11 protein-coding genes are annotated in these 13,012 nt (G+C 34.7%); 1 reads left to right on the forward strand and 10 read right to left on the reverse strand.

Translation table 11 applies throughout. The annotated features are described in order from the left end of the window. Positions 1–2: 2 nt before the first annotated feature. The 4 genes from hxlA to tcuA form a co-directional block, all read right to left on the reverse strand. Entirely contained in the window at positions 3–617 is a 615-nt protein-coding gene (hxlA, locus tag CS937_RS02850) for a 3-hexulose-6-phosphate synthase (RefSeq protein ID WP_099156976.1), read from the reverse strand. A 9-nt stretch (positions 618–626) separates the two neighbouring features. Further along, on the reverse strand, positions 627–1,577 hold the full coding sequence (locus tag CS937_RS02855) for a sugar kinase (protein WP_099156977.1): 951 nt from the start codon (positions 1,575–1,577) through the stop codon (positions 627–629). A 3-nt stretch (positions 1,578–1,580) separates the two neighbouring features. After that, the gene (locus tag CS937_RS02860) at positions 1,581–2,600 is read right to left on the reverse strand and encodes a LacI family DNA-binding transcriptional regulator (RefSeq protein WP_099156978.1); all 1,020 of its coding nucleotides are present in this window, start codon (positions 2,598–2,600) and stop codon (positions 1,581–1,583) included. A gap of 258 nt (positions 2,601–2,858) precedes the next feature. Next, the gene (gene tcuA, locus CS937_RS02865) at positions 2,859–4,367 is read right to left on the reverse strand and encodes an FAD-dependent tricarballylate dehydrogenase TcuA (protein ID WP_099156979.1); all 1,509 of its coding nucleotides are present in this window, start codon (positions 4,365–4,367) and stop codon (positions 2,859–2,861) included. A gap of 176 nt (positions 4,368–4,543) precedes the next feature. Here tcuA and CS937_RS02870 point away from each other — a divergent pair, with 176 nt between their 5' ends. Further along, on the forward strand, positions 4,544–5,410 hold the full coding sequence (locus tag CS937_RS02870; RefSeq protein ID WP_099156980.1) for a LysR family transcriptional regulator: 867 nt from the start codon (positions 4,544–4,546) through the stop codon (positions 5,408–5,410). A 31-nt stretch (positions 5,411–5,441) separates the two neighbouring features. Here CS937_RS02870 and CS937_RS02875 read toward each other — a convergent pair whose 3' ends face one another. From CS937_RS02875 to CS937_RS02900, 6 genes are all read right to left on the reverse strand, one after another. Next, the gene (locus CS937_RS02875) at positions 5,442–6,608 is read right to left on the reverse strand and encodes a 2-methylaconitate cis-trans isomerase PrpF family protein (RefSeq protein WP_099156981.1); all 1,167 of its coding nucleotides are present in this window, start codon (positions 6,606–6,608) and stop codon (positions 5,442–5,444) included. A 15-nt stretch (positions 6,609–6,623) separates the two neighbouring features. Beyond that, positions 6,624–8,003, reverse strand: a complete 1,380-nt coding sequence (locus CS937_RS02880; RefSeq protein WP_099156982.1) for an MmgE/PrpD family protein — start codon at positions 8,001–8,003, stop codon at positions 6,624–6,626. Between the two features lie 14 nt (positions 8,004–8,017). Further along, on the reverse strand, positions 8,018–8,473 hold the full coding sequence (locus tag CS937_RS02885) for a tripartite tricarboxylate transporter TctB family protein (RefSeq protein ID WP_176555724.1): 456 nt from the start codon (positions 8,471–8,473) through the stop codon (positions 8,018–8,020). 35 nt (positions 8,474–8,508) lie between these two features. Beyond that, positions 8,509–9,987, reverse strand: coding sequence for a tripartite tricarboxylate transporter permease (locus CS937_RS02890; protein WP_099156984.1), 1,479 nt, complete (start codon positions 9,985–9,987; stop codon positions 8,509–8,511). A 72-nt stretch (positions 9,988–10,059) separates the two neighbouring features. Then, on the reverse strand, positions 10,060–11,181 hold the full coding sequence (locus CS937_RS02895; protein ID WP_099156985.1) for a Bug family tripartite tricarboxylate transporter substrate binding protein: 1,122 nt from the start codon (positions 11,179–11,181) through the stop codon (positions 10,060–10,062). A 221-nt stretch (positions 11,182–11,402) separates the two neighbouring features. Continuing rightward, positions 11,403–12,827 carry an SLC13 family permease gene (locus CS937_RS02900; RefSeq protein WP_141554319.1) on the reverse strand — a complete coding sequence of 475 codons (1,425 nt, stop codon included), beginning with the start codon at positions 12,825–12,827 and terminating at the stop codon, positions 11,403–11,405. Positions 12,828–13,012: the final 185 nt, after the last annotated feature.

A 13,012-nucleotide genomic window follows, 5' to 3' on the forward strand; every position in this document is an offset into this window, starting at 1 on the left:
ATTCAAATCACCTCCTGAATTTTCTTAGCAGCTTCTGCAGGATTTGATGAACCTGTAATATAGCTTCCAACAATATAGATGTCTGGATGAAGCATTGAAAAAAGTTTGACACGGTCTGGATTAATTCCCCCAGCAACAAATATATTAAATTCCTTTAATATATCCCGAAAATCATCTAGATAATCCAATGATGATGTATTCGCCTGCATATCTTTACCAATATGCATAGATACCGATGTAACGCCTAATTTCTCAAGCTGTACTATCCGATCCCTCGATGTAACACCCAATAAATCTACTACAACTTGTTTTTTAAGCTCTTCGGCGATTTGTAAGGCATCCTCAATGGTTTTATTCGCTGAAAAAGCCATTACTGTTGTGGCATCAGCGCCTGCTTCAAATGCCTGGAGTGTCTCGTGTTTCCCAGCATCACATGTCTTCATATCTGCTAGAATCCTTTTTTCAGGATATCGTTCTTTCATCTCTTGAACGATAGGCATGCCGTATTGTTTGATCACACCTGTCCCAATTTCTATATAATCAATATAATGATAGATTTCAGATACAATATTGAAACATTCCTGTCTACTCATTCGGTCGAGAGCTACCTGAATCATATTAGAACCCTACCTTTCAATAACCTTCTTATCCTCTAATCTATTTAACGCATCTTTTAAGTAAGGTAATCCCTCATTATCCCCAAACACTCCAACGACCATCGAACCTATAATATTTGCAAATTTTAATATCCTCTCAGGAGCCCAATTATTTAATATTCCATATAGAGCACCCGCATCGAATCCATCACCGGCACCAACAGTGTCCAAAGCATTAATGTCCCTTTCTGGAGGCTGTCGATACAAATTATCATCTGTCCACAGCATTGCACCGTTTTCGCCTTGTTTAATAAATAGGTGGGAAACAGAATATTCCTTTGCCTTTTCAACTAATTTGTTTATATCAGTTGTTCCAAATAATAATTTTGCTTCTTCTATCCCTGCCAATAAATAATCAACATCTGCCATCCATCTCAACAATGTCGTTCGAGCTTTATCCTCATTCCAAAGTTTCAAACGTATATTAGGATCCATTGCAATTTTTAAATTATTTCTTTTTGCCAACTGAATAGCTTTATCAATAGTTTCAATATTCTTGCTATTAACCGCTGGATATACTCCAGTAATATGTAATAGTTTTGCTTGTCTAAAAAACGCTTCACTTAATGTATCCGCATTCAAAGTTAACGTAGGTGATTTGTGTCGATAATAAAATGTATTGGATGAACCATCACCATTTATTTCCTTAAAATTTATAGATGTTGGATAACCCGGCATCAGTTTAACTTCGCTTACATCAATACCTTCTCCACGTGCAAAATTATAAATATATCTACCAAATTCATCGTCACCCAATCTACTAATCCATCCTGTCTTTAATCCTAAGCGTGCACAGCCAATTGCTACATTGAATTCTGCTCCCCCAACTTTGCGTCTAAAAGAATTAACAAAACGTAAAGGTCCATTTGTGTCGGGATCAAAGGTTATCATGGCATCACCAATTGTTATAACATCATTCATGACCTACACCCCTTTCTTTGTTGAATTACGAATGATTAACCTTGGTTCGTATCGATGTACAGCTGGTTCTTGTTTCGATTTTTTGTCTTTAATTTTATTTAATAGAATAGTAGCCACTTCTTTCCCCATTTCAAATGTAGGCTGTGCAATGGTAGTTAGCGGAGGTGAATGGATTGGACCAAATGAAACTTCATCAATCGTAATTAATCCCATATCTTTGCCAATTCTAATTTGGTGTTCAAATGAATATTTCAGTATTTCCATTAACGCTAAGTCATTCCCAGAAACTATAGCATCAGGTTTTTCATCTAATGAAAAGAGTTCATTTAGTCCCTGACGTATCTTAGAAAGTTCCATCCCTTTAATGTAATCAGAACGAACAGAAATTTTATTTGCCTCTAAAGCGTTTATATATCCATTTATTCGTTCAACCCTAGGAGTAACATTATCGATTAAGGATGTAGTAACTATAGCAATTTTTTCATAGCCATTTTCTAGTAAATGATTAACCGCTAATTCAGAAGCCTTTTCATTATTCAAAAGAACCGTATCCGTATTCAGTCCTTCAACTAAACGGTCTAAAAAAACAATTGGGAAATCCTGTTTTAACAATTTTTCATAAGTATCGGAATTACCACTAATCGGTACAACTATTAACCCGTCTACTTGCTTTGCTAAAAGTGTTTCTATATATTTTTTCTCTTTTTCCGGGTTATCATCGGCATTACAAATAATTGTTGAAATACCATTTTCATTACATACATTTTCAATAGATCTAATAACTTGGGTAGAAAATGCGTGTAATATATTCGCCACGATAACCCCAATTGTTGATGTGCTTTTTTTCTTCAAACTTCTTGCAACCACATTAGGTTGGTATTCTAAATCTGATATAGCTTTTTTAATTCTTGAACGAGTTTCTTCACCCATATACTCAAAACGGTTATTCAAGTATTGAGATACAGTACTTTTAGATACTCCAGCTTGTTTTGCAACATCCGCAATCGTAATCTTATTTGACATATAATCACCTTACTAAAACGGTTTACTAAATCGATTTAGTGAAAGTATACATTAATTGAAAGCGATTTACAATAGTTGTTTTATTTTTTTAGGGGATTTTAAATATTTTATCTTTTTCAAATAAAGCTAAGTAAATATTCTATAACCGAACTTCTCCATTAAAATACCCTTCTAACCTAATTTAAAGATTAGAAAGGTAAATGTAAGAGATGATTCATTTTATCTGATTTAAAAATAAATAAAGTAAACAATGAATAACTAGTTCAAATTTAATTGAGCTTTTACATATCTTCCTGCTGATGTTCCAGCTGTCCTTCCAAATACCGCTCCAGACATTAATCCAGATCCACCTGGATAGTTGCCATAGAAGATACCACCGATCATTTCTCCAGCAGCATACAACCCATTAATTGGTTCATCATTATTATTTAGTACTTCTCCTTTTTTATTTGCTTTGAGACCACCGAAACAGAATGTAATTCCACAAGTAACAGGGAAAGCATAGAAAGGACCTTTTTCAATTTTTAATGCCCAATTAGATTTAGGTGGTGTAATTCCTTCAGTTCCTTTGTTATCCTTTTCTGCTGGTTTATAATCACCTTTTTGAACAGCGTTATTATACGCTTCGATTGTTTGTAAAAATTGTTCCCTATTAACATCTAACTGTGCAACTAATTCTTCAATTGATTCTGCCTTATAACAAGTAGCTTCTTCTTTATCATACTCATCACGAAGCATTGGTCTTACTTGGGAGTCATAAATTTGATAAGCGATGTGCCCCGGTTGCTTTAATACTTCACGCCCATATTTTGCATAAGTAAAGTTTCTAAAGTCGGCCCCTTCGTCAACAAAACGATTTCCTTCCTTATTAATCATAATTCCTAGTGGGTAAGAATGTTTCTTGAATATATCACCTGGTTTTGTAAAATCACCAACTATTGGAGCGTTAGCATCTGTTCCAATAGAATGACAGCCATTCCATTCTCCAAATGGTTGTGCACCTATTTCAAATGCCATCGATAAACCGTCGCCAGTATTAAATTCCGTACCTCTTACAATTGCATTATTCCAAATTTCCCCTAGTTTTTCTGCTCGAAGTTTCTTATTCGCTTCAAAACTTCCACAGGCTAACACAACACTTTTTGTTTGTACAATTACTTCTTTTTCCTTCTTTTTAACTACTATGGAAGAAATCTCATTTCCATCTTTGTTAATTTTAACAGCTGGAGACTCGTACCATACATCAATACCTAATTCTTCTGCACGATTATTTAACTGCTCAATTAAACCTACTCCTCTATTCCATGTTTTTACGGGTAACCCACCCCAGAAGTGATTAATTCCATCTTTCACAAAGGATTGATTATCATAGATGAGATCAAAATCCACTTTATTTTCATGCATCCATTTTATCGTTTCATAGGATTTCGTTACAAGGTGTTCTGCTAACTCTGACTCTGATTTATTTCCAGTAGCTTTCATAAGATCTGTATGATATTGCTCTACTGTGTACGGAGGCATATGAATCTTCGCTGCCTCTTCATCTGTAATCTTTGGAATTACTTCCCTTAAATCTTCTAATCCGTTAAAGGCAAAGCGAATAGCTCCATCCGTAAAAAAAGAATTTCCCCCACGTTTGTTCTTTGGTCCTTTTTCCAACACTAAAACTTTTGCACCACTTTCACATGATGCAATAGCAGCACATAACGCAGCATTTCCTGCCCCAACTATCACAACATCGTAATACAAATCATTTTTACTTGTCATTTTAAACACCTCTTGAATATTTTTATACTTCATTTTTTTCACATTGTTCCAAATAACTTATAAATAGGTTAAAATAGAATTTAGTATAAGTAAAATAGTTAATTTTTATGATTTAACATAAAAAAAATTTATAAACAATAACTATTACCCCATTACACATTTAAGGAGTTTTTTCAATGAATGAAAAAGATTGGGAGCTACTTTTAACTTTATATAAAGAAGGTACTATTACTAGTACTGCACAAAAATTGTATATTTCCCAGCCGGCATTAACATATCGGATCAAACAAATAGAAAAGGGATTCCAAGCTAAAATTATTTATCGTGGTAACAAAGGTGTTGTTTTCACTACCCAAGGTTTGTATTTAGTAGAATACGCACAAAAGATGGTAAATGAATTACGTAAAACAAAGGATAAAATCAGAAACATGGAGGATGAAGTTCAAGGAATTCTTCGTCTCGGTGTATCAAGTAATTTTGCATTATATCAACTCCCTGTTCTCTTAGAGGGATTTCTTTCAAAATATCCAAATGTAGAAATAAACCTCACTACTGGTTGGAGTTCCAAAATATTAACAAAGTTACAAAGCGAAGAAGTACATATTGCTATCCTTAGGGGTGAGCACAACTGGACAGGAGAGCAACTTATTTTAAACCAAGAAACATTATGTGTTGCTTCTAAGGATATAGTAGATTTAGAAGAACTACCTAACCTAAACTTAATCAAGTACCAAACAGATTTTCATTTAAAAAACACTTTTGACCAATGGTGGCAGAATAATTATACTACCCCTCCAAATGTGACAATGGAAGTAGATCGAATTGAAACTTGTAAAGAATTAGTGAAAAAAGGAATTGGGTATGCAATTTTCCCTAGTATCTCATTAAAGGATGAAGATAATTTGTTTACAATTGATTTAGAAGAAAATGATCAAAAAATATTAAGAAAGACATGGCTCCTACACCGGAAGGAACTATTAGAATTAAATATCATTCATGCCTTTGTAACCTTTATGAAAGACTTTTACGGAATAAAACAATAAAGCTGGTCATCGACCAGCTTTATTGTTTTTCTTATGATGTAAGTTCCTGTTTTTCTATAAAAAGACTAGAAGAGAAAACACTGCTACCTTCCATAAGTCTTCTTGCTGTTCTACCGATAGCAGCACGACTAACGACGTATTCACCCTCTATATGTTCAACACTTGCTTCTACTTCAATAATACCTGCTGGGTGCCCTATTTTTATGGGCCCCTTTTTATCGTTTGAAAGGATATCTTCTACAACTGTCCCTGGTATTTGACACGCTGTTGCAATAGCAATCGCCCCACTTACCGCAAAAGCCTGGTGAAGAGAACCCATAGCAATGTATCTTCCTGTAATATCAATATCCTCTTCATCAATAATCTCACCTGTACTACTCACGTAACTATTTGGTTTGGAAACAACTGCAATTTTAGGTAGGGCATGAGAAGTAGGTCCTGCTATAGACGCATCTTCAATTAAACCGATTTGAACCCCGATACTAACCCTTATTTCCTCTAAGATATCAAGAAATGGATTTTGATTAAATTCTTCACCAATTTCAGTTCCTTTAATGTTCAGTTGATCGGCAGTTACAAAGATAAGTGTATTTGCAGAATCAACCACGGAAACATCATATTTCTCTCCTGACCGAAGATTTACAGTGTCTTTTACATTTCCTGTAGGTAGTATTTTTCCAGTAATGGATCCACCCGAGTCTAAAAAATTCACATTTATTCTAGGGGCTGTTCCAGGTACTCCATCAATAGAATAATTCCCTTCATATACGGCTCCATCACTAGTTGTTGGAACCTCCACTTCTATCATTTTGTTTGTATTTGTATTAAATATTCTTACGACTGTATAAGGTTCTTTTATTTTGCAAAATCCTTCTTCCACAGCATATAGGCCCACTGCTGCCGACATATTTCCGCATGTTGGTTTAAAATCTATTTCCTCTTCTGAAAGGCTAACTTGTCCAAATGTGTAAACAATGTCGACATTCTCACTCTCTGATTCCTCAATTAATGCAACTTTGCTTGTTAATGGATCTCCCCCACCTATTCCATCAATTTGCCTAATATCTGGGCTTCCGTAAATTCTAAGTACTGACTTATTACGATCCTCTTCTCTTTCTGGTAGGTGTTTTTTATTTATAACTAATCCCTTACTTGTACCGCCTCTCATTAAAACACATGGAACCTTTGTAATTGCCATATTATTTCCCCCTATTTAGCAACTTTTAATAGAAACATTTGGCTGGCAAATGGCTACCAAATCCGAGATATCATTTAAACTTTCTAGATTTTGAACCATTTTGATTATTTCCCGTACACTAGATTCCCCAATTAAGTCTTTTGAAAGGAATAAGAACTTTTCTTCCAATTCCTTTTGTGTCAGTGGGTTTGTCGGATCCCCTTTAGCATCCGGAATGAGTTCGGAATAAATTCCATTTGTTGTTTCAATTTCTAATGAGCATCCCCAATTCTTTGGATAAGCATTCTCAAACTTTTCATCAACTATAATTTCCACCTTTTGAGCTAAACGGATTGTTTCCTCATCTTTAATCCTGTCAGGGCTAAATTGATTCATAAGTGCTTGCCCGTCAATTAAGGTAACTGCAACACCATATGGAATACTAAATTTTGCATCCATTGAATTTTGTGGGGTATGAGTATATCCACATTGAACCTTAGCCACTTCATAGGTCCTAACCTTAATTGACTTAATTTCCTCAAGGTTTATGCCTGATTCTCTTATTTTTAACGCTGCTTGAATCGATGGATGCATACTTCTACAGCAAGAGAAAGGCTTTCTCGTAATATTTCCTATTAAGAAATCATCTTCTAGATTTTCTATAATTGCATCGAAAGAATATTCCTCAGAACTACTTTTATAAAAACCACCATCTTCTGCCTCAATGATTTGATTTGAACCTGTTAATCCACCATTCACTAGAATTGTGGCTAATACACCACTTGCAGAGGCAGAACCAGCGTGAAACATTTTAGTATTAGCTCCGTTTGCTGTAAATGCCCATAAACCTGATGACTGTGTTCCAGCTATGCCTAGAGCATTTACCATTTGATTTTCATCAAATTTAGAAAGCTTTGCAACACTTGATGCAGCACCAAAAGTTCCACACGTACTAGTCGCATGCCATCCTTGCATCCTGTGCTTTGTAGCATTTATTCCTTTTCCAATTCTTAGCATTGTTTCATATCCAACTACAATCGAGGTAAGGATGTCTTTACCAGAACTTTTCAATATATCACCATAAGTAAGGACGGTTGGAACTACAACTGCACCTGCATGTGATTTTGCTTCTTTATGAACATCATCCATTTCAATAGCATGTGCCATTGATCCATTTAAAATAGAAGCGTATAATAGTGAACTTTTATTGTTTATACCTATTATGGATGCTTGTTGATCCTCCGTTGATAGACTTAATTCTTTAGATAATTTTTTTATTTCCTGTGTTTGTGCACCGGATAAAATACAACCTAATGAATCCAATAAACACATTTTCGCTTCATGAACTACGTTATCAGGCAAGGAATCATAATCTAACTGGACAAAATAATTAGCTAATTTTTCAGTTATTGTCATATGCTTTCTCCTCTTTAACTAAAGATAGAAATTCCTAAAAGACCTGTTGGCCAATATAGATTTAGTACATTTCCAAATAACATAAGTCCTACTACTACTAAAGCAGTAGACAAAACTGTTGTTATAATACGGAATTTAGATTCAATCAATAAAAATACTAATAAAAATACAATAGTAGCCAACATAAAACCTATAAAATAAATCAACGCAATATATCCAACAGCCCAAAGAACATATTTTAAAACTTTTTTAATTTCCCCCACATCATCAATTGAGTTTTCCTTATTACTTCTTACAATCTCAATTGTTTGCAAAACAATTGATACGAATGCTAGAAATGCTGCACCTATTGCAACAAAGAAAGGAAAAAACTTAGCTTTATCTGCAAACGTATTAGCCTCAAAAGCCATTAGACAGAATACAATGAATAGAAAAGTTGTAAACAAAATTGATTTTATCTCTTTTGACATTAAACTCACTCCTATTAGGCATTTTAGGACATTATCTATGCAGGATTCGCCTTCTCTGTAGAACGTTTCATAATATAACCACCTGCTAATAGAGCTACAATTATTACCGCAAGTACTATTACTCCAGGATGTAATAACCATGAAAATCCAAACCTTTCCATAGAAATCCACAAATACCTTTCAGTGGCTTGTGATAATACAAAACCAATGAGTAAAGGTGCCCTTGGCCAATCTAATCGCTTCATTACCAATCCAAGTAAACCTATACCAATAAACAATAACAAGTCTCCAAAATGTCTAGAACTTTGATAAGAAGCAACTGTTAAAATCACTAGTAAAAATGGAACTAATGATGTCGCAGGAATTAAGCTTAATCGAGCAATGTATTTACTTAACAAAATACATGCTGCAGCACCAAATATATTTGCAAATACTAATGTCCAAACGATAGACAATGTAATGGATACGTCTTCATTAACCATTCTTGGTCCAGCCTGTAATCCAAGCAAGGAAAGTCCCCCAAGTAATATTGCGGTTGTACCACTGCCCGGTATACTAAACAACAAGGTAGGAATAAGAGCTCCACCTTCTTTTGCATTATTAGCCCCCTCAGGTCCAATAACACCTCTAATATCACCCTTACCAAAATTTTCATTATCCTTCGATGTTTGTTTGGTAATTCCATATGCTATCCAATCAACTACACTTCCTCCAAGTCCAGGGATAAAACCAATTAAGGCTCCAATACTTGCCCCTTTTAAAACTAACCATTTATGTGTAATAGTATCTTTTATTCCATGTACCCAACCACCTTTTAATTCAGCAGTCTTTGAGATACTTTGTTTTTTAGCTAACAACTCAATCATTTCTGGAAATGCAAATAGTCCTAAAGCAACAACAGCTAATGGAAGTCCATTAAAAAGGTATAGCCATTCAAACGTATAACGATATTCCGCAACTGCTGGTGCCCCGCCAATGGATCCCAGCATTAGGCCAATCATTCCTACTAGTACACCTCTAATAGGCGTATTTCCAGATAAAATACCAACCATGCTTAATCCCAATATAGACAGCATAAATAGCTCAGGGGATCCAAACGCTAACACTATTGGCCTGGCTAAAGGTATAGAAATAAAAAGTACAATCCCCCCAAAAACTCCCCCGATCATGGAAGAAAAGAAAGCTGCTCCTAATGCTCGACCAGCCTGACCTTGTCTTGCAAGTGGATAACCATCCATTATAGTGGCTTGCGATCCCGAAGAACCTGGCATACCGATTAAAACAGATGGGAATGTATCACCTGTGTGGAGAACAGCTGCCATACCAATTAACATTGCCATTCCAGTATATGGATCCATACCATATACGAATGGAAGTAAAATTGCCATTCCTACTGTTCCACTTAACCCGGGTAGAAGACCAATTAAAAGACCTACAAAAATACCGAGGAACATAAATGGAATTCTACCTGGATCTAGTACAATCGATAATGCTTCAAAAGCTGCTTCAAACATTGTAGATATGCCCCCTTAAATTGAATAAAAAAGGAATTTAATCCTTCACTTTTATTGGAATATAATTAACATTTATTGATATCTTGTTATCTCATATTCTTTCTCCAGATAATCTTTTACCCAGTTTAATACCTCTTCATCCGTATCTAACATATTACTAACCACTTTATTTAGTTGGTCACCAACATAAGGTGTATAACCGCCTAGCACTTCTTCACCTTTTTCCATAAACTCAGAACTATCAATTATTTTTTCTGCACCATCAGTTAGTGCTGTCACTGCCTCTTTCGGCGCATCACTGTGTAACCATATTACTTTTTGAACAGTAAATGAGGATCCTAGAAATGCCTTGTATGCTTCCCACGCCTCACCTGAAGGTTCTTCACCATATGCCTCTACATAAAATTCTTTTAGAGATGGTAAGTCAGGGAAAGCCGGATCACGAATAACTTCTCCATTTTCATCTAGTTGACCAAAAGCAAATAATGGATTCGCTTTTCCTTCTTCAACTAAAGGTTGAACATTTGTTAAAAAAGCCGTGGACGTTTGATAGTCAATATTAGATTCGCCTGATTCAAATGCTACTCGAGAAGGACCACGCCCGTCATATCCTAAAACAGCTTCAACATCCATTTCTAATACTTCAAACGCTAACAATGTTACTAAGTCTAATCCCGTTGCACTAATACCTGCATAAACCAGATCTTGTTTAGGATTTTGAATATCTTTTGGACTCTCAATCCCAGTTTCCGGATTCACATAGACGACTCCACCTGTTGGAAGACCTAACACTGGCTTCATTTCTTTTAAGTCATATTTAACAGCAGGATCCCCAAGGAAGTACGGTACATGAGTTGAGGCACTTGTTACTAAAGCAAACTGTCCATTATGTTCTCTAGAAAAAACAAACTCATTGGCACCGTTAATACTACCACCACCGGGAACATTTACTGTTTGAATGGAAGGATTCCCCTCAACACTCTCATTTAAGAATGGCGCCACAAATCTAGCAAAAGTGTCCGTTCCACCACCAGTACCAAATGGAACTACCAATTCTATTGATTTCTCTTCGTAGAACGGACCGTCAGATGAACCAGATGCACTTTCCGATGAGCATCCAGCAAGAATAATCGAAACAAGTAACATTAAGGCTAAACCTACTGTTAGATTAGATTTCCTGAAAATCAACTTCATAAAAATACCTCCTATTTTTGTATACGCTTACAGAATAAAATAAAAAAATTTAAACAATTTAATATGTTCAAATTTTAAGATTAATTCTGATTATAGAATAAACTAAGCCATAATTAAAATAGATTATTTCTATGATTATCCATAAGTTTTTTTTATGTTTCCTCCCTAAAAATAACTCTCACATCCTATGAATCAAGGATTAAGAAAGATCAGACTATGTTTTACCAAAAATATAAAGTTGCTAAAATAGATACAACCATCATCACAAAACTAGAAACAATTCCAATTATATACTGTTCCCTTCTCTTAAAAATACCAGTTTCATATGCAAAGTAACTGACAGGGGAATGAATTGGTAAAATCATTACCCCACCTATAATCATAACTACTAAAAATGCTAATCCAATCGGCGTTATTCCAATTAATTCCGCGTAAGAAATTACAATCGGAAAAATCACTATTAATGCGGAGGATGGGACAATAAATAAAAGCCTTAGCACAAAAATAAAAAAAGCTATTCCAATTACTTTTACTACAGTCGATGTATCCTGAGGGAAAATCGCTATTAATTCCTTCGCTAAGGCGTTTGCTGTGCCGTTTGATTCTAATAAAATTCCAATGGAAAAGGAGGAACCCAATAGTAAAAAATTTTCCCAATCAAAATTTCGAATTGCCTGGTTATCTATTAATCCCAATTTCGGTAGTGAATAAAATACAACAAGGAGCATTGGTGGTAATAAAAGAGGAATTTGATCGTGATCAAACAATACCCATGTAAGAATCATAAGCAAGAAACTACCCGTTACAATCCAAAACTTAATCGATAAAGTTTCAGGTTTTTGATCATAGTTAGAAACAGTATTTTCAATGGCCGTGCTCTCATTAGGAGTTATCCATTTTAAAAATCTCCATACAAATAAATTGACGATGAACATACTGACCCAAAGTGGTGGAGCCACTTTTATAAACCATTCCATCCACCCTAGATTAGCTATTTGATAATCATCAAACAATTGGGATGCTAAGATCGGAAATCCACCACCAGTGAAGATAATCATTGTAGCCTTTTGATTCATCATTCCTATTACATACAAACAATATTTTTTGAATAAACTTTTCTCCGAATAGCCGTAATACTCGTTTAATCTATTGATTATAGGTAATAGCATTTTAAAGCGGGCAAATGCAGAGGGCATAAAAATGGGGAGAAGACATATAAAAACAGGTAGTCCAAATATAATAAAATGAGGACCACCTTTACTTAGTTTAACTAATACTATAGCAACGGCACGATCAACACCAATTTTCACAAGTGATTGACTGATAATCGTTAGCATGAAAATAAAATAAAGTGCAGGAGAAAGAAAGCCTACGACCGCTTCTTCAACACTATCAACAAGGTTAAGAATTAGCATACTAGCCAAGATTAGAATACTAATTGCTCCTGTCGGAATCGGAGATGTAACCCATAAATAAACCGAAAATACTAACAAACCAATTGTAAGTTGTTGTTCCGTCGAGAAATTTTCCAGAATTGTTGTACTAGCAATTGGAACAATAGAAATAAAAATGAGCCAAAATATTAGATGATAAATAAATACTTGACCAATCCCTCTTTTCACTATATCTATTAACTGCTTACTCATTAATACCTCAACATCCAATCCGCTTGTTACTTACCTTCTCTAAATAATTGTATTATAGTAGGATTCATAAAATAAAATATATTATTTTTATGAATAACCATAAAAGATATTTATACTAAAACATTAGCTGATTAACAAATGCAGGAATTTTAACAATCAGTCAGTAAAATTATCGTTTTTAATTC

Source organism: Virgibacillus ndiopensis, assembly GCF_900187325.1.
Lineage (GTDB): Bacteria > Bacillota > Bacilli > Bacillales > Amphibacillaceae > Virgibacillus_E > Virgibacillus_E ndiopensis.

Bases quoted from the DNA above. Each gene is read 5' to 3' on its own strand.
- CS937_RS02885 (WP_176555724.1), bottom strand. From the start codon at position 8,473: ATGTCAAAAGAGATAAAATCAATTTTGTTTACAACTTTTCTATTCATT.
- CS937_RS02890 (WP_099156984.1), bottom strand. From the start codon at position 9,987: ATGTTTGAAGCAGCTTTTGAAGCATTATCGATTGTACTAGATCCAGGT.
- CS937_RS02870 (WP_099156980.1), top strand. From the start codon at position 4,544: ATGAATGAAAAAGATTGGGAGCTACTTTTAACTTTATATAAAGAAGGT.
- CS937_RS02900 (WP_141554319.1), bottom strand. From the start codon at position 12,827: ATGAGTAAGCAGTTAATAGATATAGTGAAAAGAGGGATTGGTCAAGTA.
- hxlA (WP_099156976.1), bottom strand. From the start codon at position 617: ATGATTCAGGTAGCTCTCGACCGAATGAGTAGACAGGAATGTTTCAAT.
- tcuA (WP_099156979.1), bottom strand. From the start codon at position 4,367: ATGACAAGTAAAAATGATTTGTATTACGATGTTGTGATAGTTGGGGCA.
- CS937_RS02855 (WP_099156977.1), bottom strand. From the start codon at position 1,577: ATGAATGATGTTATAACAATTGGTGATGCCATGATAACCTTTGATCCC.
- CS937_RS02860 (WP_099156978.1), bottom strand. From the start codon at position 2,600: ATGTCAAATAAGATTACGATTGCGGATGTTGCAAAACAAGCTGGAGTA.
- CS937_RS02895 (WP_099156985.1), bottom strand. From the start codon at position 11,181: ATGAAGTTGATTTTCAGGAAATCTAATCTAACAGTAGGTTTAGCCTTA.
- CS937_RS02880 (WP_099156982.1), bottom strand. From the start codon at position 8,003: ATGACAATAACTGAAAAATTAGCTAATTATTTTGTCCAGTTAGATTAT.
- CS937_RS02875 (WP_099156981.1), bottom strand. From the start codon at position 6,608: ATGGCAATTACAAAGGTTCCATGTGTTTTAATGAGAGGCGGTACAAGT.